Below are 23159 nucleotides of genomic sequence, written 5' to 3' on the forward strand. Positions count from 1 at the left end.
GGCGCGAGGCCCGTTCAGCCGAAATGCACCTCGACGAGGCCATGCACGCGCTTGAAGGCGGCTTCCGCCCCTGCGATCACGCGGCCTTCCTCGTCTTCCGTCAGCGCGATGCCGTCGAGGGCGGCGGTGAAGGTGCGCCAGTGCAGGCCGCGGCCGTCGGGATGGCCGGCGAGATGGCGCGCGCCGAACGTCTCCGACAGGCCGAGCACCGCCGCCGCCTTGAGGAGGAAGGCGGCACCGAGGTTGGAGCCTTCGGCGACATAGAGCCAGCCGAGCGCCGTCGGCAGGTCGGCGCTCGCCCCGAAAGCCGGCGCCGCCGCGATCTCCGGCACCGTCCCGCCGAGATCGATGATGTCCTGCTCGATCTGTGCCAGGCGTCGCCGGCCGGCGAGATCGGGCAGGAGGGCATCGAGCGCCGGGTTCGAATAGAGCGCGTCGATGTCGCGGTGGAAGGCATGTTGCACCGCGAGGAAGCGGCCGTAATTGCCGCGATCGGCGAAGGGCGCACCGGCCATGATGCGCTTGTCCAGCGCCTCGTGCGTCTCATGCGTTTGGGCCTTGAGCTGCCTGGCCCGTCCGCTCATAGCCACGGCCTCTGCGGCCGGCCGTTCCATCATGTTCAAGGTCAAATCCCCGTTGCTGTCCGGTTCCGTCATGTTGTCCGCCTTGCTAACGATGGCGGTCATGTGGTCGGCGAGCTCCACCGCGCATCATGTCCGCGCATTTTTTACCGCAATATCTCAATATTGATGATCCCGACAGATCGGAAAACAGCCGGCGGCTTCAGTTTATAATGTTTTTAAACTGTGGATGGGAGGCGATTTTCGGCTGCCAACGCTCTTTTTTATTGCAGCAATTGCTGGAAATAAACAATACCGCAAAGAGCATATTGGCGGCCGCCCCGTACCATAACGAAAAGGCGCCCCGCATGGCGGGGCGCCTCGAAGGACACGGTCGGCCGGACGTGCAGGCTCAGGCCTTGCGGCGATAATGGGCGCTCATCATTTCGCTCCACGATCCGTCCGGTTTCTGCAGACGGGCCGTGAACTTGCGATTGTCCCTGTCGATGATCGTCACGATGTCCTGATAGCGCGCCGTTTCGCCCGGCCGCTCGAAGTCAGGGCCGATGCAGTCGAGGGTCAACACCTTGCCGGTCTCGTCGAGCGTGCCCTCATAGACCCACAGGTAGGTCATCATCGAGCCGATCCAGGTGCCGACATAGCGCTTCTTCTGCGGATCGTAGCCGAGCGTCAGCAGGGTCTGGATGGGACCGCAGCCGGGCATGTCGCCGCTGCCTTCGCTGACGAACCAGATGCCGTCGAGCGAGCGCACGGTCTCCGACCATTCCGCGGTCTCCTCCTGGCCGGGCGCGGGGGCGTCGTTCCGCACGGCCCACTCGCCGACGAGCTGTTCGAGCCAGCGGTGCTCCTGCGTCGGTTCTGCTTTCTGCATCGTCATCTCCAGGCTTTTCGTGGTGGTTGGGGCAACGGGGCTTCAGGCGCAGCAGGCGCGCCCGGCCGGCGCCGCCTCGTATTCGTCGTGACGGCGCACCCAGTCCATGATCGTGTGCTCGTTGCGGCCGAGCGGCGCCCGGTCGAGGATCATGAGGGTGCCGATGAGTTCCTCGCCGCCGCGAGCATAGCTGGAATAGGTGTGGAACACCTCCCCGTTGTCATCCCTGTAGAAGGCGCTGAGCCCCGGCAGTTCATCATGGGCCTGCTCGCGCGGGATCATCTCGTAATTGTAGTAGACGCTGCCCTTGCCCAGGGCCTCGGGCGTGAAGGAGACGTGGAAATCATAGTTGAAGTCGCTGCCGTGCGACGACACCCACGGAAAGCGCCAGCCCATCCTGCGCTTGTAGGCCTCGATCCTGTCGAGCGGCGCGCGCGAGACGGCAAGCATGGTCACGTCATGGTTCTCGAGATGCGGCAGCGCGCCGTCGAGATGGTCGGCGAGGAAGGAGCAGCCGGTGCAGCCCGCCTCCCAGTCCGGCCCGAGCATGAAATGATAGACGACGAGTTGACTGCGGCCGGCGAACAGCTCCGCCAGCGTCTTGCGTCCCTGAGGCGTGTCGAAGGCATAGGGCTTGTCGACCCGCACCCACGGCAGCGCGAGACGGGCGGCGTTCACCTTGTCGCGCAGATGCGTGAATTCCTTCTCCTTGGCGAGGAGCGCGCGGCGTGCCTCGAGCCACTCCTCCCGCGAGACAACCGGGTGCTGCATGATATCCTCCGCTGGTGTGCGGCGAACCGATCACCGCCTGGGCCCCCCGCCTCCGCTCAATTAGGTTGATATCAACATTACTGGTCGAAGTCAAAGCGCGCGCCCTTGCGCCTCGCGCAATTCACGGTTCTGCCCCTTCGGAGCTGGTTCATTGCCTATCCGAATTGCGCGACGGGGCACGCTAGCGAACGGTAAGCCACTGAACACGCCACAGAAGGCCGATTTCATGCGCCTCAAGGGCTCGCTGCGTAAGCCGCTCGCGCCGTTGCGGCGCCAGCAGCCGATGCGAAAGGTGCGAGGTCGTTAGCCTGCGACCTCGATATGCGCCTCCGTCGGCTTGCGGCCGGCACCATTGATCGGCGTGATGTCCTGCGGACAGGCGGAGAAGACGACGTAGCAGTCCCGCGCCGCCCGCAACGTGACGTAGTCGCCCGGCTTGGTCAGCGGCTCTCCCTGCGTGAGGGTGAAGTCGCCATTGATGGGGATGTGCATGAAAAGGTTGAGCGGCTGCGGCACATATGCGGCCTCGAGGCCGATCCCGGCCATTGCCTCGACCATGTTGTCGGCGCAGTTGCGGTGATATTCGGTGCAGCCAAGGTGCTCATAGCGCCACCGGTCACAGGCTGCCATCAGCGTGTCGTGGATGCCCGGCGAGGTATCCTCCTCCAGGACAAGGATTGGCTCACGCCTGTTGGTGAACAGCGTCTGCCCGACGGCCGGCATAAGCCGGCCGTTCTCGACGCGCGTGTGCTCCATCGACATGTGGTGCGAGAGGTCCTCGACGCAGAAGGCCCAGGTGTCGACCACCTGCGCCCCATGCGTGTTGATGACCTTGACGGCCTCGCCTGCGGATAAGCGCAGGGCCTTGCCGCGGGTGGCCGGGATGATGTCGCGCGTGATCGCCATGGGACCTTCTCCTTCTCAAGCCGCCCGAGCACGACGGCGCGCCGCCCAACGTGGTTGGGCGCAGATGTGGCCGAGGAACTCGATGACGGTCAGCGCACCGAGATAGGCGGTAACGCCCGTACCGACATCGAGCGGCGGATTGACCTCGACGAAGTCGAAGCCCGCGATGTCGTGGCGCTCGGCGATCGCCTTCAGGCTGTCGCGCAGCTCCGGATAGCTCATGCCGTTCGGCTCGGCCGAGACGCAACCCGGTACCAGCGACATGTCGAGCGCATCGACGTCGATGGAGACATAGACGCGCGAGCCTTCCGGCAGGAGCGCCGCGATGCCTGCCGGCCCCAGGCGGCGAAACTCGCCCATCGGAATGATGCGGTTGCCGGACGCGATGACCTCCTCCACCTGGTCCGGCGAATGGCGCAGGCTGCGGATGCCGACCTGCGTCAGGGAGAGCGTGTTGCCCATGCCGGCGATGTGGCGGAAGGCGTGGCTGTTGGTGTGCCTGAGATCGTTCTCGAAGGGCGCATAGTCGGTATGCGCGTCGAAATGGATGACGTGCAGCTTTTCGTCGAAGGCGCGAAAGATCGGATAGGTGATGGAATGGTCGCCGCCGAGGACGATGGGCATGGCGCCGCGCGCGATGATGCCGCGCACCGCCTCGGTGATGTTGGCAAAGGTGCGCTCGGCGTTGGCAGGGTGGACATCGACGTCGCCGGCATCGGCGATGAGACCTCGGGTCATCTCCTCGACAAGATATTCGCGCCGCGTCTCCGGATCGTAATACCCTCGGCCGCTGGCGAACCGCAGCGAATGCTCGCGCAGGGCACGCGGCCCAAGCCGGCTGCCGGGCAGGAAGGGGGAGCCCTCGTCGAAGGGCACGCCAAGAACGGCGATCGCGGCATCAAGGTCGGCGATATCTTCGACGATGCGCGAGCGCAGGAAGGACGGTATCCCTACATAGGGGCGATTGACACGCGGCATGGCTTACTCCGTCTGCGGTAAAGCGAGGGTCTCGCCGGAGGGCGGCTGCGCCCTGTCCAGTACGAGGTCGAGGAAACTGCGCAGGCGCGGCGCGCGCGGGTTGGCGACAACCTCGCGCGCCGGCCCCTCCTCGATGATCGCGCCGGCGTCCATGAAGGCAATGCGATCGGCGACGTTGACGGCAAAACCGATCTCGTGCGTCACGACGAGCATGGTCATCCCCGTCGCGGCGAGCGACTTCAGCACCGTGAGCACCTCGCCGACAAGTTCGGGATCGAGCGCCGATGTCGGCTCGTCGAAGAGCATCAGGGCGGGTTCCATGGCGAGTGCCCGGGCGATCGCGACACGCTGCTTCTGGCCGCCGGACAGGGCATGGGGATAGCGTCCTGCCCGATCGGCGAGGCCGAGGCGCCCGAGCAGTTCCTCCGCCCGGCGCGTTGCTTCGGCACGCGCCCGGCCGAGCACCACCGTCTGGGGCCGGACCACATTTTCGACGGCGGTCAAGTGCGGCCACAGGTTGAGCTGCTGGAACACGAGGCCGATCTTCGGCCGGAGCGCATCGATCTCGCGCCGCGACTGGCGGCGCACGACACCACGCGGCATGAGGGCGCGGCCAAAGGGCCGGCCCGCCACCTCGATGAAGCCGTCGTCGGGCTGTTCCAGCCACGTCAGACAGCGCAGAAGCGTGCTCTTGCCGCAACCACTCGGGCCAATCAAGGCGACGATCTCGCCTTCGGCGACATCGAGGTAGAACTCATTGAGCGCTCTCGTGCCGCGGAATTCCTTGGAAAGCGCCGAAACGCGCAGGATCGGCTGTGCTGTCATGACGGCCTCCGCGCATCCAGAGAAAGGTAGCGCACGGCGATCGGATTTGCCGACACGCTCGCGGCTTGGGTGGCGCCGACGCGCCGCTCGAGCCGCCGTGACGCTTCGGCGATGCCGATGGCAATGAGCCAGTAGATGGCTGCGACAGCGGCGAAGACCTCGAAGGGTGCGAAGGTGTTCCCCTGCACGATGAGGCTCTGGTAGGTGAGCTCGGGCACGGTGACCGAGGAGAGCACCGCCGATTCCTTCATCATCGTCAGGGTCATGTTGGTCGACGGCGGCACCAGCGTTCGCAGCACCTGGGGCGCCACGACGTGCCACATCGCCTGGGCCGGCGACATGCCGACGACGCGTGCGCTCTCGAACTGACCGCGCGGCAGGGCAAGGATCGCCGCGCGCACGATCTCGGCGTAATAGGCGGAGGCAAAGAGTGCCAGCGCCGCCGTGCCGACCAGCGTCGCCGGCAGTCTAACGCCGGAGAAAGGCAGCCCGTAGTAGACGACGAAGAGAATGATGATGAAGGGGATGTTGCGGAGCGTCTCGATATAGACGCTTGCCATCAGCCTTGGCAGCCGACCGGGCAGGATGGCGAGCAGCGCGACCGCTATGCCCGCCAAATAGCCCAGTGCAAAGGCCGTAATGGTGATGCGGAGCGTCAGCCAGGCACCCTCGGCCAGGAGCGGCCAGTAGTCGACAAGGATGGAGGCATCGAAACGCATGGCATCACATCCGCGTCGCTGCGAACCGGGCCTCGGCAGTCTTGCCGGCCAGGCTGATGGCAAGGTTGACGACCAGGAAGACGAGGGCTGCGCCGACGAGGGTTTCAAAGGGCCGATAGCTTGAGCTCGCCATCTGCTGGGCCGTTCGCAGCACGTCGACCACGGTGATGACCGAGAGCAGAGCCGTCCCCTTGACGACGATGGTCGCCTCGTTGATGAGCACTGGAGCGATGCGGCGGAACAGCTGGGGCAGAACCACCTTCCACCAGATGACGGGCGGCCTGAGGCCAAGCGCCGTCGCGGCCTCCAGAGGCCCTGGATCGATGGAGGCAAGGCCACCACGCATGCTCTCGCTGACGAAAACCATGCTGTTGAACGAGATCGCTGCAATTCCCGCAACCTCCGGCGTCAGGTCGAGCCCGACCGCCGGCAGGACGTAATAGGCAATGAAGATCTGGATCAGCAGCGGCGTGCCACGCACGAAGCTGATGACGATGGCGACCACCGCATTGACAGGGCGGAGCTTGAGCGAGCGCAGCACGGTCAGCATGGTGCCGAGCATCAGCGCTATCGCGATGATGACGGCGGCAAGCCGCACATTGACCAGCGCCGCCAAGGCGAGATCCGGCAGGATCGACAGCAGATATTCGAATTTGAAGCCCATTGCCGGATCTTTCCCCCTGCGTTGGATGGGAGGCTTTGCGGAACGCGGCCGCGGCGCGGCGCCCGCCGGAAAGCCTCGACAATGCGGAGCAAGAACCACGCCGCCGGCCTCTGGGCGGCGCGGTGGGCGGCGCTACATGGCGCCGGGCGGCAGGTAACCCTCGTCCGGAATCGTCATCGCGAAGCCGAACCACTTCTCCTGCAGGGCGGCGAGACGTCCGTCGTCGCGCATCTTGCGGATGACGTCGGAGATCGCGTCGCGCAACTCCTTGTCGTCAGGGCGTGTGACCCAGGCAAGATAGGTGAAGCCACCGTCCTTGGGCGTCGGCATGGCAAGCTCGAAGACGTCGGGCTTTTCCTTCACCAGCACCGCAAGGCTCGGCAGCGACTGAATGACGGCGTCGATCTCGCCATTGGCGAGCGCCACGTAACTTTCCGGGAAGGCCGTAAAGAGTTTGAGCTCCTTGAAACCGGGGCCGCCGGCCGCCTTGAGCTTGGCATCGAGTGCACGTGCCACAGGCTCGGTCGAGGAGGCGAGCTGGGTTCCGACAACCTTGCCGTTGAGATCTTCGATCTTCGTGATCGCGTCGCCTTTGCGCTTCATGGCATAGGGCATGCCATCGGCAATGGGCATCGTATAGGCATAGCGCTTGGCACGTTCCTCGTTGATGCCGACAGTCGTCGCCACGAAATCGAACTTGCCGGCGAGCACGCCGGGCAGGATGCCCTGCCAAGGCAGATCCAGCTGGTTGAGCTTCCTGACTCCGAGCTCCTTCACCACCTCTGCCAGGATATCCGAGCCGTAACCGACGATCTTGCCGTCCTTGACGAACTCGAAGGGCGGAAAGGCCGCCTCCGTGCCGACTGTCAGTTCACCCGTACGCCTGATCTTCTCCAAAGTCGTCTCGGCCTGCGCTGGCCAGGCGAAAACCAAGCCGACGCAAACGGCCCCCGTGAGCAAGCTGCAGGTTCTGCGACCGACAGGTGATGGATTGATGATCGACATGGCACTACCCCTCTTTTCGTTGTTGGAACGGCCGTTTTCGATCGATGTGCCGCCTCAGGCGGGCGGCGCGTCGAAGTAGTTCGCCCTCACCGCCGCGCCGATGAGATTGACGATGAGGCGCCCCGCAGTGATGGCGGAGATCATGTTGACGTCGCTCGAAGGGGTGATTTCGACGATGTCCATGCCGAGCACCCGGCCCTTGGCGACCAGCCCGTGGATGAGCTTGCGCACCTGATGGAAGGTGAGCCCGCCCGGGGCCGGCCCTTCAACTGCGGGCATGATGCTCGGATCGAGGCCGTCTGCGTCGATGGTGATGTAGTACTGCCCACCATCGGGAATACGGGCGAGCACGGCCTCCATGCCACCGTCGTGCACCTCGTATGCGGAAATGATGTTGGCGCCGTAGGCCGCAGCAGCCTCGACCTCCTCCGGGCGGGCGCTGCCCTGGGAGCGGATGCCGATCTGGAAGATTTCGCCGATATGCGACATCTCGGACGCGCGGCGTATGGGACTGGAGAGGCCGTCTCGCACGCCGTTGACATGATCGCGCCAGTCGATATGCGCATCGACCTGCACGAGGGTGATCGGCCCCCTGCCCTCGAAAGCCCGCAGGATCGGGATGGGAATGCCGTGGTCGCCGCCGATGGTGACTGGCATGGCGCCCGCGGCAAGAATCTTGCGTACAGCCTCTTCAGCCCGGCGGTAATGGCTCGCAAGGTCCGTCATGTCGGCCGGTACATTGCCGACATCGACGACCTTGAGCGCCCGCCCACCGTAAATCGGGCCCCCGACGTCGAAGTCATAGCGCTCGAGCCCGCGACAGACGCGGTCCGTCGCTGCCCGCACGGCGTCCGGTGCCCTTGTCTGGTCGTTGGTGATGGCGGTGGCCTCGTAGGCGCTGCCGAAGGGAATGCCCAGGATGGCGACGTGTGCATCGAGCGCGTCGAGATCCGTCGAGATGGGAGACCAAAGAAAGCTCTGGTGCTTCGTAGTGGGCGGGACGGTCAATGGCAGTGCCATGGCTCCTCCAAGCAATCCTCTCTCCTGCCGAATATTTCGGCAGATGCTTCCTAACAAGGCTTCTTCTGCAGAAGTACTGCACAGGGATAGCTTAGGTCCTGCGGCACCGTAGCGAGAATAGCGATGTGCAAAACCATGGTTGTAGAGGATGCAACATGAACCAGCACGCGCGCACACCTGTGCCGCCTGTCACGGAGGCTGACCTCAGGCTCCTGCGCATCTTCCGCGGTGTCGCGGAGGCAGGCGGGCTCTCGGCGGCTGAAGAAAAGCTCGGGATGGAGCGCTCGACCATCAGCCGCCATCTGCAGGCGCTTGAAACCCGGCTCGGGGCACGCCTTTGCTTCCGCGGGCCGGCGGGCTTCGAACTGACGGATTTCGGCGAGCGTGCCCTGCGCGCAAGCATCGCCGCCTGCGACGCCCTGGAGGCGGTGCGTCATGAGCTCAATCTCGCCCGCGACATCCTGACGGGTGAATTATGCATCGGTATCGCCGACAACTGCCTGTCCAATCCGCAGTGCAGAATGGCCGAGGCACTGGAGCGCTTCCGCCGATGCGCACCGGACGTGACCGTCAATCTGTCGGTCGGCCTGCCCAACGACCTTGTGCGCGACGTCGTCGAGCGGCGCGCCCATCTTGCGATCAGCGGTCAGCCGACGGGCAACACAAAGCTCGCGTACCGGCCGCTTTTCTCCGAGGAGTTCCGCCTCTATGCGGCCGCGCCCGGGTGCGATCTTGCCGCCCTTCGCGAGGGCCGCTCCGTGCTCGTGACGCGCACCAACGACCGGCGCACACAAACCCTCGCCGAGCAGCTGGAGGTCGGACGGCGCGCCGTCGCCTTCGGCCTGGAAGCGGTGGCGACCATGATCGCAAGCGGCGGCTTCGTCGGCTTCCTGCCGACCCACTATGCCGGGATGCTCGCGCCTCGCTACCCTCTCGTGGAAGTCGGCAATGCCGAGGCGTTGCGCTATACGACGCAGTTCTCCCTGATTTCCCTGGTTGAGCGGCCGTTGCCGCCGAGCGGACAGCTGTTCGTTCGCCTGTTCACCGACATCGGGAGAGAAACATGACGAGGGTTCCGCCCCCGACACCGCGGACGGTGCAATCAAAAACAGATGATCCTGCGAGGGATCACGCCCGGCACGGCTCATTCTGCTCCGGGACCAACCTCTCTGCAGGCTGAAGGCGAGCGCCGGAACGTCTCAAAGTCCTCCCGTGATGCCGCGTGTCGCAGCAGGAAAGACGTGGGCACAGCCTGCCCGGGCTCGCATTGTCGCCGCCATCAGTCGCGCGGTCCCCCCGGGTCGGCTGCACCGAACGGCCGGTCGCGCAAGCCTCGCGGCGGCGCCTGTGTCTCTCCCACAGGTCCTCGGATTTCGTTGGTCTCGCTTGGCGAGAACTCGCAATTACTCGCCCCTTCGGACAGTGGTCCCACCAGCGATCGTCACACGCTGAACATCATTCGGGGCGAACGGGTCGGGCATCGGTGCCCCGTTTGGGCTAGATGACTTTGCCGCGGGCGACTACGGGCCAGATCACATCCGCGGCGTCTGTAGAGACGATGTGCAGGCTGTCGACCATATTGGTTACCACACAGGCATGGTTCGGCACGATGCGCACCCTCTCGCCGACGGTCAGGTCGATCGGGCCTTCGCTGACGAGCCGCCCATGCTCCTCCGATAATTGATCGATGACGATGTCCGGTCGGCCGAGAACGTGGCCGTAGCCGGTCAACCCGAGAAGATCCGAAGTCAGCACCTTGCTGCCGGCATCAATGATGGCGCGTCCCGGCGCCGGGACGGAGACGACGGTGGCGAGCACCGTCAGCGCGCAGTCGTCCCAGCCGCAGACGCCACGGCTCACCAGCGAGCGGTCGTTGTAGACATAGGTGCCGGGCCGGTATTCGGTGACGATCGGCGCTTGATGCGCCGCCATCATGTCCGGCGTGCCGCCGGAGGAGATGACCGCGACCGGCAGGCCCGCCGCCTCGATCAGTCCCCGTGCCTCGCTCATGAAGGCCTGGACGGCCGCCGTGCCACCGACCGGCGGGTAAGTCATGAGGCCGTGGAAACTCAGGCCCGGCGAAGCGGCGATCCTTGACGCGAGCCGGGCGGCATCCTGCGGGGTCGCGACGCCGCACCGCCGGGCGCCGGTGTCGCACTCGACGAGCACCCTGAGCGGCACCCCGGCCCCGGCGAAGGTGCGTGACAGCCCCTCGACGACCACCGTGCTATCGGCGACCACCGAAAGTCGCACCCGCTCCGCCAAGGCGCGCAGCCGCGCCAGCTTTGCCTCGCCGAGGATGTTGTAGGTGATGAGGATATCGGTAATGGCCGGCTCGGCTGCCGCCATCGCCTCGGCCTCCGATACCTTCTGGCAGGTGATGCCGACCGCGCCCGCGGCGAGCTGCAGGGCGGCGACCGCCGGCAGCTTATGGGTCTTGATGTGCGGCCGCACCTTGAGCCCGTGCGCATCCGCATAGTGCTGGAAGCGGTCGATATTGCACCGCGTCACGTCGAGGTCGACGACCACGGCGGGCGTTTCGATTGCTGCGTCCATCCACTCCCTCTCCTTGCGTCCGGGCGGCGTTCGCATCGCTTGACAAGCTATGCGGCAGGACGAAGAATGCGTCAATCCAGTATTGAAGACACATGTCTTCTATATTGGACAATATAACCAGGGGAACCACCATGTTCAGCCAGTGCCGTTTCGCGGCCGTGCTCGCGGCCGCCGCCATTCTCTCGACCACCGCCGCAGAAGCCCAGCCGGCCAAGAGCAAGCTCGATGACGTGCTCTCCCGCGGCCGCCTCGTCCTCGGCACCGGCAGCACCAACGCGCCGTGGCACTTCAAGGGCGCTGACGGCAAGCTGCAGGGCTTCGACATCGACATGGGCCGCGTGATCGCCAAGGCCCTGTTCGGCGACCCGGAAAAGATCGAGTTCGTCACCCAGTCGTCGGACGCCCGCATCCCCAACATCACCACGGGCAAGGTCGACATCACCTGCCAGTTCATGACGGTGACCGGCGAGCGTGCCCAGCAGGTCGCCTTCACCATTCCCTACTACCGCGAGGGCGTCGGCCTGATGCTGAAGGCGAACGGCAGCTATGCCGATTATGCTGCGCTCAAGGCCGCCGGCTCCTCGGTCACCATCTCGGTGCTGCAGAACGTCTATGCCGAGTCCATGGTGCACGCGGCCCTGCCGCAGGCGAAGGTCGATCAGTACGAATCCGTCGACCTGATCTACCAGGCGCTCGAATCCGGCCGCGCCGACGCCGCGGCCACCGACCAGTCGTCGATCGCCTGGTTCATGACGCAGAACCCCGGCCGCTATAAGGATGCCGGCTATGGCTGGAATCCGCAGAGCTATTCCTGTGCCGTTGCCCGCGGTGACCAGGACTGGCTGAACTTCGTCAATACGGCCCTGCACGAGGCCATGACCGGCGTCGAGTTCGATTTCTACGCGGCCTCCTTCAAGAAATGGTTCGGCGTCGATCTCGCCCCGCCGCAGATCGGATTCCCCGTCGAGTTCAAGTAAGCGGCAGCGCCGAGGCGGCGCCCGCGCCGCCTCCCGCGACCGGCGGAGAACCCTCCCCGTCATGGGCTACACTCTCAATTTCGGCGCCGTCTGGCGCAGCTTCGACCGGCTCCTCGCCGGCCTCGGGCTCAGCCTGATGCTGGCGATCGTCGCCATCGCCATCGGCTGCGTTATAGGCCTCGTCGTCGCCTTCGCGCTGCGCTCGCCGTCGGGCCTCCTGCGCCGGCCGGCAGGGCTCTACGTGACCGTGATCCGCAACACGCCGATCCTGGTGCTGGTGCTCTTCACCTATTTCGCGCTGCCGCAGCTCGGCGTCAGGCTCGACAAGATCAATTCCTTCATCGCGACCTTGGCCATCTATTCCGGCGCCTATCTCGCCGAGGTCTTCCGCGCCGGGCTCATCGCCGTGCCGCCGGGCCTGCGCGAGGCAGGGCTCGCCATCGGTCTCACCGAGATGCAGATCCGCACCTCCATCACCCTGCCGGTGATGCTGCGCAATGTACTGCCGGCGTTGTCCAGCACCTTCATCTCGCTATTCAAGGATACGTCGCTCGCCGCGGCCATCGCCGTACCCGAGCTCACCTTCGAGGCACGCAAGATCAACGTCGAGACCTTCCGCGTGGTCGAGACGTGGATCGTGGCGAGCTGCCTTTATGTCGCCACCTGTACGGTGCTTGCCGCGCTCATGCGCCGCATCGAGCGCCGGCTCGCCATCCTGCGGTGAGGCCATGGAACTCGGCCCCTTCCTCAACGAGCTCTGGATCGTCCGCTACATCCTCCTCGAAGGGCTGTGGCGCACGGTATCCATCTCGCTCCTCGCCATCGTCGCCGGCTCGCTCCTCGGCGTCCTCGTCGGCCTTGCGCTGACCTATGGCGCGCTGCCGCTGCGTTGGCTGATGCGAGGCTACACCGATTTCATCCGCGGCACGCCGGTGCTCGTGCTGGTGCTGGCGAGCTACTACATGCTCAGCACCATCGGCCTGCAGCTCAACCCGTTCGAGGCGGGCGTGCTGGCGCTCGCCGTCTTCTGCAGCTCGCATGTCGGCGAGATGCTGCGCGGGGCGCTCCAGGCGATCCCCCGCGGCCAGACCGAGGCGGCCAAGGTGATCGGCCTCACCTTCCACCAGGCCTTCATTTACGTGCTCGCGCCGCAGGCCATCCGCCACGTCCTGCCGACCTGGGTCAACACCGCCGCCGAGATGGTCAAGGCCTCGACCCTGCTCTCCATCATCGGCGTCGGCGAACTGCTGCTGACGACGCAGGAGATCATCTCCCGCACCTTCATGAGCCTGCCGTTCTATTTCTTCGCCGGCGCGCTCTATTTCGTCGTCAACTACGGCATCGAGCGCTTCGGCAAATATGTCGAGCGCCGCACCACCATTCCCTCGTGAAAGCCGCCGTCATGACCAAGCTTCTCGAAATCCGCGACCTGCACAAGCGCTACGGCGCGACGGAGGTGCTCAAGGGCGTCGACTGCGACATGGCGAAGGGCGACGTCGTCTGCGTGATCGGCTCGAGCGGCTCGGGCAAGACGACCATGCTGCGCTGCATCAACATGCTCGAAGAGTTCCAGGGTGGGACCATCCGCATCAACGGCGAGGAGATCGGCTACGAGACGGTTGGCGGCATGCGCCGGCGCAAGAGGGAGCGGGAGATCGCCCGCCAGCGGCTGCTGACCGGCATGGCCTTCCAGCAGTTCAACCTTTTCCCGCACCTGACGGCGCTCGACAACGTCACCCTCGGCCTCATCAAGGTGAAGAAGCTGCCGCGCGCGGAGGCACGCACGATCGCCGAGCGCTGGCTGGAGCGGGTCGGCCTCCTCGCGCGCAAGGATCATTATCCCGGCCAGCTCTCGGGCGGGCAGCAGCAGCGTGTCGCCATCGCCCGCGCCATCGCCATGAACCCCCTGCTGATGCTCTTCGACGAGGTGACCTCGGCGCTCGACCCCGAGCTCGTCAACGAGGTCCTGCAGGTCATCAAGGATCTCGCCAGGGACGGCATGAGCATGCTCATCGTCACCCACGAGATGCGCTTCGCTTACGAGGTGGCGAACCGGGTCATCTTCATGAACCAGGGACGCATCGGGGAAGAGGGCGATCCGCGCGAGATGTTCGTCACGCCCAAGACCGAACGTCTGGCGGAGTTCCTCAAGACTTCGACCTTCCGCTGAACAAGGAGACCGACGTGTCCATCAAACGTTACGGCGCCGGCGAGACCGGCGCAGGCAAGCAGCCCCTGCCCTTCGCCCGCGCCGTGGAGGCGGACGGCTGGCTCTACGTCTCCGGTCAGGTCGCCATGGCGGGCGGCGAGATCGTCCCCGGCGGCATCGTCGCCGAGACCCGCAAGGCGATCGAGAACCTCATCGCCATCCTCCATGAGGCCGGCTACGGCGTCGAGGACGTGGTGCGCATCGGCGTCTGGCTGGACGATCCGCGCGATTTCTGGACCTTCAACGGGATCTACGCGGAATATTTCGGCGCCCATCCGCCGGCCCGCGCTTGCGTGCGCTCGAGCATGATGGTCGATTGCAAGGTCGAGATCGACTGCGTGGCCTATAAGGCCAAGGGGTAACCGGCGGCACGATGCGGCCGCCACGGGAGAGGTGCATGGACGAGATTTCGGCGGAGATGACCGGCCGCAGGGCGCGCGGGCTCGACCGCGCGTTCGAGATCCTCGACTTCCTGCGCCTTGCCCGCAAGCCGATGCGACCGAATGAGATCGCCCAGCGCATGGGCGTGCCGCGCTCGTCCGTCTACGAGCTCGTCAACCTGCTGCTGCGCCAGGGCGTGCTCGAATACCAGGACGACGACGGCCGGGTCTTCCTCGGCCGCAAGCTCTACTTCCTCGGAACGGCCTATGCCGAGCAGTTCGACCTGATGCGGGAAGGCGACCGGCTCCTGACGCGCATCACGGAAGAGACGCGCGAGACGGCGCAGATGTGCCTGCTCGACGGCAACAAATATGTCGTTGTCCAGATGCGCGAGGGCAAGCGGCCCTTCCGCATCTCCTCCAGCATCGGCGAGCGGGTGCCGATCCCGTGGACCGCCTCCGGGCGCCTTTTCGTCACCCACATGAGCGACGACGAGATCCTGGCCTTCATCCCGGAAGAGGACTTCCGCCTGCCGAACGGGGAATGGCTCGCCCCGGCCGAGTTCATCGCCCAGGTGCGCAGCGCGAGCGAAGCCGGCCACTTCACCTTCAACAGTGCGGTCGAGACCTTTACCCATTGCTTCGCGGTGCCGGTTTACCGCAGTGACGCGACTTGCATCGCCACGCTCTGCCTCGTCGCGCCGAAGGAGGATGGCCTGAGGAATCACGCTGCCTATCTTGGCGTGCTCAAGGCCTGCGCTCAGGAACTGTCCGCGTCGCTCGGTCATCCGGCCTCGAGCGCGCGCCAGTCGGCAGGTGGCACGTATTGAATGCGGCGCTCGGTATCCTTCACCTGAAGAAGGCGGGAGGCACGTTCGCTGTGAAGTGGCGGGGCGTGCACGGCGGCCGGTTTCCGGCTCATGAGCATCGCCTGGCCGTCCCGACGGCGGATCTTGCCCGTCCCGCAGGTCCTGCAGATCGCGCCGAGATGGAGGCCGTTCACCACGTTCGGCAAAGAAGCCGGACTTGTGGTTGCGCCAGGCATCGGTGTCGACGCGATACCCGTCACGCTCGCCGATGCGCGCCAGCTCCAGCGGCTTGAGCCCCTCGGCGGCGCGGCTCCTGGCCCGCAGCACGATGCGCAGGCGGACATAGCGTTTCAGAGGGAAGCATACAGCGAGGCCTTGGTGGCAGCGCGCTAATTTTGCGAAGCGTCGACGTCACCGGAGGCGCTCCTGCGCCGCCATTTTAGCCGGCCGGCAGCGCCGTGCCAGGACGCGCCCGACACGATTCGCACGTGTGACCTTCGCCTTCGGATTGCAACACGCGCGCCGTTCGCCGCGACGACTGCCTCAGCCGAGCCGCGCCGCGTGCCAGCGCAGGTGGTCCTCGATGAAGGTGGCGATGAAGAAATAGGAGTGGTCGTAGCCTTCCTGGCGGCGCAGGGTCAGCGCGATGCCGGCCTTGCGGCATGCCTCTTCCAGCAGCTCCGGCTTCAGCTCGCGCGTGAGGAAGGTGTCGGCCGTGCCCTGATCGACGAGGATCTCCGGCAGCCGTGCTCCGTCCTCGATGAGCGCGCAGGCGTCATAGCTGCGCCACGCCGCGCGGTCCGGCCCGAGATAGCCCGCCAGCGCCTTCTCGCCCCATGGGCAGTTCATGGGCGAGACGATAGGCGCGAAGGCCGAGGTGGCCCGGAAGCGCTCCGGCGCGCGCAGGGCGATGGTGAGCGCCCCGTGCCCGCCCATCGAATGGCCGGTGATGCCCTGCCGGTCCATGTCAGCCGGCAGTTCCTGCGCGATGAGCGCGGGCAGCTCCGCCTCGACATAGCTCTTCATCCGGTAATGGCGCGCCCACGGCGCCTCCGTCGCATCGACATAGAAGCCGGCCCCGAGGCCGAAGTCATAGGCGCCTTCGGCATCGTCCGGCACACCCTCCCCGCGCGGGCTCGTGTCCGGCGCGACCAGCATGAGGCCGAGCTCGGCGGCAATGCGCTGGGCGCCGGCCTTCACCGTGAAGTTCTCCTCCGTGCAGGTGAGGCCGGAGAGGAACCACACGACAGGCACCTTGCGCCCGCCCTCGGCCTGCGGCGGCACGAAGGCGGCAAAGCGCATCGCGGTGCCGGTCTCGCGCGAGGCGTGCCGGCAGACGAGCTGGGTGCCGCCGAAGGCGCGGGAGCGGCTGAGGATCTCGAAGGACATCGGCGCCTCGTCAGTAGATGACGACGGAGCGGATCGACTTGCCCTCGTGCATCAGGTCGAAGGCCGTGTTGATCTCGTCGAGCGGCATGGTGTGGGTGATGAGATCGTCGATGTTGATCTTGCCCTCCATGTACCAGTCGACGATCTTCGGCACGTCCGTGCGCCCGCGCGCGCCGCCGAAGGCCGTGCCCTTCCACACCCGCCCCGTGACGAGCTGGAAGGGCCGCGTCGCGATCTCCCGGCCGGCTTCGGCGACGCCGATGATGATCGACTCGCCCCAGCCGCGGTGGCAGCACTCCAGCGCCTGACGCATCACGTCGACATTGCCCGTGGCGTCGAAGGAGAAGTCCGCCCCGCCGCCGGTGAGGTCGACGATCGCCTGCACCACCTTGTCGTTGCCGATTTCCTTGGGGTTGACGAAGTCGGTCATGCCGAACTTCCGCGCCATCGCCTCCTTGGCGGGGTTGATGTCGACGCCGATGATCCTGTCGGCACCCACCATCCGCGCGCCCTGGATGACGTTGAGACCGATGCCGCCGAGGCCGAAGACGACGACATTGGCCCCCGGCCACACCTTGGCGGTGTAGATGACCGCGCCGATGCCGGTGGTGACGCCGCAGCCGATGTAGCAGATCTTGTCGAAGGGCGCGTCCTCGCGCACCTTGGCGAGCGCGATCTCCGGCAGCACCGTGAAATTCGCGAAGGTCGAGCAGCCCATGTAGTGGAAGACTGTCTCGCCGTCGCAGCGGAAGCGGCTGGTGCCGTCCGGCATCACGCCCTGGCCCTGCGTAGCGCGGATCGCCGTGCACAGGTTCGTGCGCCGCGAGAGGCAGGATTTGCAGTTGCGGCACTCGGGCGTGTAGAGCGGGATGACATGGTCGCCGGGCTTGAGCGTCGTGACGCCGGCGCCGACCTCGCGCACGATGCCCGCCCCCTCGTGGCCGAGGATCGCCGGGAACTTGCCCTCGGAATCGAGCCCCGACAGCGTATAGGCATCGGTGTGGCAGACCCCCGTCGCCATCACCTCGACCAGCACCTCGCCCGCCTTCGGCCCCTCGATCCTGACCGTCTCGATGGTGAGCGGCTTGCCCGCCTCCCAGGCCACCGCGGCGCGCGTCTCGATCATGCCCTGTCCTCCAGTCTCGCCAAGCCGGCAGCCGGGCCGCCGGGGAATCGCCGACACTATGCACGATGATGGCGTGCCGGGGACACCCCGGAACGGCCTCGTCCCGCCCCACCGGCGTGGGGCGGGCTGTCCTCCCGCGCCGCGATCACGGTCCTGAGCGCGGCGATGAAGTCGTCGACGATGCGCGAGGGCGGGCGACCGGGCGGCAGCAGGAGCAAGGTGCGGAAGTGGATGGCCGGCTCGAACGGCTTGAGGATCAGTCGGCTGCCGAGGTAGGGCGCGGCCGTGAGCGGGTTGACCAGGCCGCAGCCGAGCTCCGCCTCCACCATGGCGCAGACGGTGGTCGAGTACGGCGTCTCGATCACCGTGCGCGGCTTGACGCCCTCGCGGGCGAAGATGATGTCCGCCTCCCGCCGCGTCGTGTCCTCCGGCGCAAGGGCGATGAAGGGAAGGCCGTCGAGATCGGCCGGCCGCACCACCGGCAGCTCCGCCAGCGGGTGGCCGGCGGCGACCGCAATCGCCGCCCTGTGGGTGGCGAAGGGCGTCGCCACCACGCCGGTCACGTCGATCTCGTCGGCGGCGAGCCCGACGTCGAACTGGCCCGAGGCCACGAGGTCCTTCACGATCGAGGACATGCGCGCCTGGAAGGTGATGGCGACGTTCGGATGCTTCTGCTGGAAGGCGAAGAGTGCCCTCGGGACGATATTGGTGCTGAGCGCGGACAGGGACGCGATGCGGATCTTGCCCGAGCCGAAGTCGCGGATGCGGGCAGCCGCGCTGCGCAGGTTCTGCATGGAGATGAAGGAGGCCTCGACCTCCCGGTGCAGCAGCTGCGCCTCCGCCGTCGGCACCATGCGCCCGCTCGCGCGGTCGAAGAGCTGGAAGCCGACCGAGCGCTCCAGCTCCTGCACCGCCTTGCTCACCGCCGGCTGCGAGATGCGCAGCACCTCCGCGGCGCGTGAGGTAGTGCCGTTGGTCATGACGGCATGGAAGACCTCGACCTGCCGCTGGTTCATGGGTCCGGCATCCTTATAACCTACAGGAATAGAATAGCTCGATATTAATATTGGACAGCATAACGCCCGCTGTGGTGCAACCCTCCTCATGGAGAGGACGCATCCCATGAACGACTGGACGCAATGTGTGACGACGCCCGCGGTGAGCACCGACGGCTTCGCGAGCTTCGCCATGCCGGTCTATCGCGCGTCCACCATCGTCTTCCCTGACGCCGAGGCCTATGCCACGCGCCAGCAACGCGGCGACGAGGGCTACACCTACGGCCTCGCCGGCACGCCGACGACACGGGCGCTGGAGCGCCGCATCACAGCCCTGCACGGCGGCGCACGCACGCTCCTCGTGCCTTCCGGGCAGGCGGCGATCACGCTCGCCATGCTGACCTTCCTTGCCGCGGGCGATCGGGTCCTGATCGCCGACACCGCCTATCCCCCGGTGCGCGACTTCGCCGGGCGGGACCTCGCGAAGCTCGGCATCGAGGCCGTCTTCTACGACCCCACTTCGCTCGCCGAGGTCGAGCGCCTGCTCGACGAGCGCACGCGCCTCGTGTGGGTGGAATCGCCTGGCTCCACCACCATGGAGGTGCAGGACCTGCCGGCGATCGCCGCCACCGCCCACCGCGCGGGCGCCCTCGTCGGCTGCGACAACACCTGGGCGAGCCCGCTCAACTTCAAGCCGCTGACCCATGGCGCCGATATCGTTGTCGAGGCGCTGACCAAGTTCTTCTCCGGCCACTCGGACGTTCTCATGGGCTCGATCACCCTGGCGGATGCGGAGCACGCGCGCGCCGTCCGCGCCACGCTCGGCCGCTACGGCATCGGCGTCTCGCCCGACGATTGTTCGCTCGTCCTGCGCGGCATGGAGACCATGCCCGTGCGCCTCGCCCATGCCAGCCGCGTCGCGGCGGACCTCGTGGAACGCTTCGCCGCCGACCCCGCCGTCGCGCAGGTTCTCTATCCGCCGCGGCCGGACAGCCCCGGCCATGCGCTCTGGCGGCGGGATTTCACCGGTGCGAGCAGCGTGTTCAGCGTCGTCTTCCAGCCGCAGGCCGTGCCGCATGTCGCGGGGGCGCTCGACACGCTGGAGACCTTCGCCATCGGCGCGTCCTGGGGCGGCACCCGCAGCCTGATGGCGCCCATGCCCGTGCGCCGCTTCCGCACGGCGCGGCCCTGGGCGGGCGACGACCTCGTGCTGCGCGTCAGCATCGGCCTCGAAGACCCGGCGGATCTCGCCGCCGACATCGACCGCTTTCTGAACCATCTCGGCGCCGGTCTCGATACGACGAGCCGCGCGACCGGCACGATCTGACGCGGCCGCGCGTCACAACAAAGAGGGGACAGGACATGACGACGATTTCCCGACGCCTTGCACTTGCCGCCGGGCTTCTTGCCGGCCTCGCGGCCGCGACCCTCGGCACGCCGCCTGCGGCGGCGGCCGACGAGGCGCTCGCCGAGCGCCTCTCCTCCGGCAAGCTCACCATCGGCATCCACAACCGCTCGCCCTGGGGCTTCCGCGGCGAGGACGGCAAGGCGACCGGCTACCATCCCGACATCGTGCGCGCCGCCTTCGAGCGCCTGGGCGTCAAGGACATCGAATTCGTCATCGCGGAATTCGGCGCGCTCATCCCGGGCCTCAACGCCAACCGCTTCGACATGATCGCCTCCGGCATCGCCATCACGCCGAAGCGCTGCGAGCAGGTCATCTTCAGCGAGCCGGACCTGTCCGTCGGCGACGGGCTGCTGGTGAAGGAAGGCAACCCGCGCAAGATCCACAGCTATGCGGATATCGCCGCCAATCCCGACATCAAGCTCGCGGGCGGGCGCGGCACCCTCAACACGCGCAACGCCATCGACGCGGGCGTGCCGGAAGGCCAGATCCTGCAGCTGCAGGAGACGCAGGCGCTCGTCTCGGCCGTGCTCGCGGGGCGTGCGGATGCGGCGACCATCTCGGCGCCGACGGTCGTGTCGCTTCTCCAGGACCCCAATGTGAAGGGCCTCGAGCGCGCGACGCCCTTCACCGGCCTCGTCAAGGACGGACGCCCGGCCGCCATGTACACGGCCATCGCCTTCCGCCCGAACGATACGGCCCTGCGCGACGCCTACAACACCGAGCTCAAGAAGCTGATGGCGGACGGGACGGTGAAGACGATCATGGAACGCTACGGCTTCTCCGATGCCGAGAACGCGCCCGATCTGACGACGGCCGCCATCTGCGCCGCCGAATGAGCGGCGAGCGACGATCGCGGGGGTCCCAGCCGTGAGCTTTCTCGCCATTCTGGCAGGCATCTTCGAAGGGTTCGGCGTCACGGCGACGATCACCTTCTACGGCATGCTCTATGCCGTGCCCTTCGCGCTCGTCTTCGGCATCCTGCAGCATTTCACGGCAGGTCCGGCGCGCGTCGTCGTCACCTCGATCATCGAGTTCTGGCGCTCGTCGCCGGTCATCATCCTCCTCTTCGTCTTCTATTATTCGCTGCCGAGCTTCGGCATCACGCTGTCCGGCATCACGGTCGGGGCGATGGCGCTCGGCCTCAACATCGGCGGCTACGGCAGCCAGTCGGTCCGTGCCGCGCTGCAGGCGCTCGATCCGGGCCAGGTTGAGGCCGGGCGGGCGCTCGGGCTGCGGCGGCTGCAGATCCTCGCGCTGATCGAGCTGCCGCAGGCCTTCAAGGCCATGACGCCAACCTTCATCAACCAGTTCATTCAGCTCATCAAGGGCACCGCCCTCGTCTCGCTGATCACGCTGACGGACATGACCTTCCGCGCGAAGGAGATCTCGCAGCTCCAGTACAACCCGGTCGGCACCTATACGGCGCTCCTCGTCGCCTATTTCCTCGTCTGCTACCCGGCGACCATCTTCGGGCGCTGGGTCGAGAAGCGCGTCAGCATCGAAGGGAGGGGACAGCGTGACCTTTGACTTCTCCTTCGCGCTCTCCATCGTGCCGACGATCCTCGCGGCGATGGGCATGACCATCGCGGTCGCGATCGTCAGCTGCTTCGGCGCCGCCCTGCTCGGCTTCCTCCTCGAGATCCTGCGCCGCACGGGCAAGCCGATGGGCTACCTGATGCGCTTCGTCATCGACTTCATCCGCTCGACGCCGGTGCTGGTGCAGATCTATTTCCTCTATTTCGTCCTGCCGTTCTACGGCGTGACGATGCCCGCCCTCGTCGTCGGGGTGCTCGCGCTCAGCGTCTACTACAGCGGCTACCTCGCCGAGGTGTTCAAGGCCGGGATCGATTCCATCCCCGCCGGCCAGTTCGAGGCCGCCAAGGCGCTCGGCCTCACCCGGATTGACGCCATCGTCTTCGTGGTGGCGCCGCAGATGCTGCGCAACGTTGCGGCGCCCATGGGCAACTATTTCGTCTCCCTGCTGAAGGCGACGCCCTATCTCGCCGTCATCGCCGTGCCGGAGATGCTGGGGGCGGCCATGGAGGTTGCCTCCGACACCTTCCGCTATGCGGAGCCGATGGTGATCGTCGGCATCCTCTTCCTCATCCTCGCCGTCACGATCGCGCAGTTCGTGCGCCTGCTGGAGCAGCGGCTTCTCGCCTCGGCGAAGCGCTAGACCGAAATCATGGACATGACCTCACCCCGGGCGGCCGGCGCCGCACAGACGGACATCGCGGTCGAGATCACCTGTCTCGACAAGTGGTACGGCTCCTTCCACGTGCTCAAGGATATCGACCTCAGCGTGCGGGCCGGCGAGCAGGTCGTCATCTGCGGCCCCTCGGGCTCCGGCAAGTCGACGCTCATCCGCTGCATCAACCAATTGGAGCAGCACGAGCGCGGCCGCATCATGGTCAACGGCTGCGAGGTCGGGCCGAAGGTGCGGGACATGCACGAGATCCGCCGCGACGTCGGCATGGTGTTCCAGCACTTCAACCTCTTTCCGCACCTCACCGTGCTGCGCAACTGCACCCTTGCGCTGACCCGTGCCCGCGGCATGGCGCGCCGCGAAGCCGAGGCGGTCGCCCGGCATTATCTCGAGCGCGTGCGCATCCCGGAGAAGGCGGACAAGTACCCGAGCCAGCTTTCCGGCGGCCAGCAGCAGCGGGTGGCCATCGCCCGCGCCTTGTGTATGAACCCGAAGGTGATGCTGTTCGACGAGCCGACCTCCGCGCTCGACCCGGAGATGATCAAGGAGGTGCTCGAGGTCATGACGCGGCTCGCCGAGGACGGCATGACCATGCTCTGCGTCACGCACGAGATGGGCTTCGCCCGCAAGGTGGCCGATCGCATCGTCTTCATGGACGGCGGTTGCATCGTCGAGGAAGCGCCGCCGGCCATGTTCTTCGACGCGCCGAAGACAGACCGGGCCCGCCTCTTTCTCAGCCAGATCCTCTAGTCTGGCCATAACCC

General features: G+C 66.4%; 28 protein-coding genes. 14 read left to right on the forward strand and 14 right to left on the reverse strand.

The window, feature by feature from the left end; genetic code table 11:
- Window positions 1-14: 14 nt before the first annotated feature.
- Window positions 15-614, reverse strand: coding sequence for a biliverdin-producing heme oxygenase (locus AL346_RS23660; RefSeq protein WP_040403633.1), 600 nt, complete (start codon window positions 612-614; stop codon window positions 15-17).
- Window positions 615-712: 98 nt separating this feature from the next.
- Between AL346_RS23660 and AL346_RS25260 the strand changes: the two genes are divergently transcribed.
- Window positions 713-991 (forward strand): hypothetical protein, encoded by a 279-nt coding sequence (locus AL346_RS25260; protein WP_156332932.1) that lies wholly within the window; start codon window positions 713-715, stop codon window positions 989-991.
- On the opposite strand, the gene AL346_RS23665 is transcribed toward AL346_RS25260, so the two are convergent.
- The 9 genes from AL346_RS23665 to AL346_RS23705 form a co-directional block, all read right to left on the reverse strand.
- Window positions 973-1458 (reverse strand): DUF1579 domain-containing protein, encoded by a 486-nt coding sequence (locus tag AL346_RS23665; RefSeq protein WP_019400886.1) that lies wholly within the window; start codon window positions 1456-1458, stop codon window positions 973-975. The genes AL346_RS25260 and AL346_RS23665 overlap by 19 nt on opposite strands.
- Window positions 1459-1494: 36 nt before the next feature.
- Window positions 1495-2223 carry a thioredoxin family protein gene (locus AL346_RS23670; protein WP_019400885.1) on the reverse strand — a complete coding sequence of 243 codons (729 nt, stop codon included), beginning with the start codon at window positions 2221-2223 and terminating at the stop codon, window positions 1495-1497.
- 303 nt (window positions 2224-2526) lie between these two features.
- Window positions 2527-3129: a DUF1989 domain-containing protein gene (locus tag AL346_RS23675; protein ID WP_019400884.1), complete on the reverse strand. Its 603-nt coding sequence runs from the start codon at window positions 3127-3129 to the stop codon at window positions 2527-2529.
- 15 nt (window positions 3130-3144) lie between these two features.
- Window positions 3145-4107, reverse strand: a complete 963-nt coding sequence (locus tag AL346_RS23680; RefSeq protein ID WP_019400883.1) for an arginase family protein — start codon at window positions 4105-4107, stop codon at window positions 3145-3147.
- Window positions 4108-4110: 3 nt separating this feature from the next.
- Window positions 4111-4932: an amino acid ABC transporter ATP-binding protein gene (locus AL346_RS23685; RefSeq protein ID WP_019400882.1), complete on the reverse strand. Its 822-nt coding sequence runs from the start codon at window positions 4930-4932 to the stop codon at window positions 4111-4113.
- Window positions 4929-5651: an amino acid ABC transporter permease gene (locus AL346_RS23690; protein WP_019400881.1), complete on the reverse strand. Its 723-nt coding sequence runs from the start codon at window positions 5649-5651 to the stop codon at window positions 4929-4931. Before AL346_RS23690 ends, AL346_RS23685 begins: the two co-directional genes overlap by 4 nt.
- Window positions 5652-5655: 4 nt before the next feature.
- Window positions 5656-6315 (reverse strand): amino acid ABC transporter permease, encoded by a 660-nt coding sequence (locus tag AL346_RS23695; RefSeq protein ID WP_019400880.1) that lies wholly within the window; start codon window positions 6313-6315, stop codon window positions 5656-5658.
- A gap of 132 nt (window positions 6316-6447) precedes the next feature.
- Window positions 6448-7320, reverse strand: coding sequence for a transporter substrate-binding domain-containing protein (locus AL346_RS23700; RefSeq protein WP_040403630.1), 873 nt, complete (start codon window positions 7318-7320; stop codon window positions 6448-6450).
- A gap of 54 nt (window positions 7321-7374) precedes the next feature.
- Window positions 7375-8340, reverse strand: a complete 966-nt coding sequence (locus tag AL346_RS23705; protein ID WP_026014902.1) for an agmatinase — start codon at window positions 8338-8340, stop codon at window positions 7375-7377.
- 155 nt (window positions 8341-8495) lie between these two features.
- On the opposite strand from AL346_RS23705, the gene AL346_RS23710 reads away from it, so the two are divergent.
- On the forward strand, window positions 8496-9407 hold the full coding sequence (locus tag AL346_RS23710; protein WP_019400877.1) for a LysR family transcriptional regulator: 912 nt from the start codon (window positions 8496-8498) through the stop codon (window positions 9405-9407).
- 430 nt (window positions 9408-9837) lie between these two features.
- On the opposite strand, the gene AL346_RS23715 is transcribed toward AL346_RS23710, so the two are convergent.
- Window positions 9838-10896, reverse strand: coding sequence for a D-TA family PLP-dependent enzyme (locus AL346_RS23715; protein ID WP_019400876.1), 1059 nt, complete (start codon window positions 10894-10896; stop codon window positions 9838-9840).
- A gap of 131 nt (window positions 10897-11027) precedes the next feature.
- Here AL346_RS23715 and AL346_RS23720 point away from each other — a divergent pair, with 131 nt between their 5' ends.
- From AL346_RS23720 to AL346_RS23750, 7 genes are all read left to right on the forward strand, one after another.
- Window positions 11028-11873, forward strand: coding sequence for a transporter substrate-binding domain-containing protein (locus tag AL346_RS23720; RefSeq protein WP_019400875.1), 846 nt, complete (start codon window positions 11028-11030; stop codon window positions 11871-11873).
- Window positions 11874-11934: 61 nt separating this feature from the next.
- Complete coding sequence (locus AL346_RS23725; protein ID WP_019400874.1) at window positions 11935-12597, forward strand: amino acid ABC transporter permease; 663 nt, start codon at window positions 11935-11937, stop codon at window positions 12595-12597.
- A gap of 4 nt (window positions 12598-12601) precedes the next feature.
- Window positions 12602-13264, forward strand: a complete 663-nt coding sequence (locus tag AL346_RS23730; RefSeq protein ID WP_019400873.1) for an amino acid ABC transporter permease — start codon at window positions 12602-12604, stop codon at window positions 13262-13264.
- An 11-nt stretch (window positions 13265-13275) separates the two neighbouring features.
- Window positions 13276-14043, forward strand: coding sequence for an amino acid ABC transporter ATP-binding protein (locus AL346_RS23735; protein WP_019400872.1), 768 nt, complete (start codon window positions 13276-13278; stop codon window positions 14041-14043).
- A 14-nt stretch (window positions 14044-14057) separates the two neighbouring features.
- On the forward strand, window positions 14058-14444 hold the full coding sequence (locus AL346_RS23740) for a RidA family protein (RefSeq protein ID WP_019400871.1): 387 nt from the start codon (window positions 14058-14060) through the stop codon (window positions 14442-14444).
- Window positions 14445-14479: 35 nt separating this feature from the next.
- The gene (locus tag AL346_RS23745; RefSeq protein ID WP_019400870.1) at window positions 14480-15292 is read left to right on the forward strand and encodes an IclR family transcriptional regulator; all 813 of its coding nucleotides are present in this window, start codon (window positions 14480-14482) and stop codon (window positions 15290-15292) included.
- A gap of 90 nt (window positions 15293-15382) precedes the next feature.
- Window positions 15383-15664 (forward strand): hypothetical protein, encoded by a 282-nt coding sequence (locus tag AL346_RS23750; RefSeq protein ID WP_026014900.1) that lies wholly within the window; start codon window positions 15383-15385, stop codon window positions 15662-15664.
- Between the two features lie 150 nt (window positions 15665-15814).
- Here the strand turns inward: AL346_RS23750 and fghA are convergent, their stop codons facing one another.
- Genes fghA through AL346_RS23765 form a run of 3 tightly spaced genes read right to left on the reverse strand, consistent with a single transcriptional unit; the run spans window position 15815 to window position 18802 of the window.
- Entirely contained in the window at window positions 15815-16660 is an 846-nt protein-coding gene (fghA, locus tag AL346_RS23755) for an S-formylglutathione hydrolase (RefSeq protein ID WP_019400868.1), read from the reverse strand.
- A 10-nt stretch (window positions 16661-16670) separates the two neighbouring features.
- Entirely contained in the window at window positions 16671-17783 is a 1113-nt protein-coding gene (locus tag AL346_RS23760) for an S-(hydroxymethyl)glutathione dehydrogenase/class III alcohol dehydrogenase (protein ID WP_026014899.1), read from the reverse strand.
- 59 nt (window positions 17784-17842) lie between these two features.
- Window positions 17843-18802, reverse strand: coding sequence for a LysR substrate-binding domain-containing protein (locus tag AL346_RS23765; RefSeq protein WP_082312706.1), 960 nt, complete (start codon window positions 18800-18802; stop codon window positions 17843-17845).
- A gap of 106 nt (window positions 18803-18908) precedes the next feature.
- Between AL346_RS23765 and AL346_RS23770 the strand changes: the two genes are divergently transcribed.
- From AL346_RS23770 to AL346_RS23790, 5 genes are read left to right on the forward strand one after another with little or no spacing between them, the layout of a single operon-like run.
- A complete protein-coding gene (locus AL346_RS23770; protein ID WP_019400267.1) occupies window positions 18909-20108 on the forward strand; it encodes a PLP-dependent aspartate aminotransferase family protein in 1200 nt (399 codons plus the stop codon).
- A 35-nt stretch (window positions 20109-20143) separates the two neighbouring features.
- Window positions 20144-21025: an ectoine/hydroxyectoine ABC transporter substrate-binding protein EhuB gene (gene ehuB, locus AL346_RS23775; RefSeq protein WP_019400268.1), complete on the forward strand. Its 882-nt coding sequence runs from the start codon at window positions 20144-20146 to the stop codon at window positions 21023-21025.
- A gap of 31 nt (window positions 21026-21056) precedes the next feature.
- Window positions 21057-21716 carry an amino acid ABC transporter permease gene (locus tag AL346_RS23780; protein WP_019400269.1) on the forward strand — a complete coding sequence of 220 codons (660 nt, stop codon included), beginning with the start codon at window positions 21057-21059 and terminating at the stop codon, window positions 21714-21716.
- Window positions 21706-22365 (forward strand): ectoine/hydroxyectoine ABC transporter permease subunit EhuD, encoded by a 660-nt coding sequence (gene ehuD, locus AL346_RS23785; RefSeq protein ID WP_019400270.1) that lies wholly within the window; start codon window positions 21706-21708, stop codon window positions 22363-22365. The genes AL346_RS23780 and ehuD overlap by 11 nt, the downstream gene beginning before the upstream one ends.
- 9 nt (window positions 22366-22374) lie before the next feature.
- Complete coding sequence (locus AL346_RS23790; protein ID WP_019400271.1) at window positions 22375-23145, forward strand: amino acid ABC transporter ATP-binding protein; 771 nt, start codon at window positions 22375-22377, stop codon at window positions 23143-23145.
- Window positions 23146-23159 lie beyond the last annotated feature (14 nt).

This window comes from Chelatococcus sp. CO-6, from assembly GCF_001271345.1.
Taxonomy (GTDB): domain Bacteria; phylum Pseudomonadota; class Alphaproteobacteria; order Rhizobiales; family Beijerinckiaceae; genus Chelatococcus_A; species Chelatococcus_A caeni.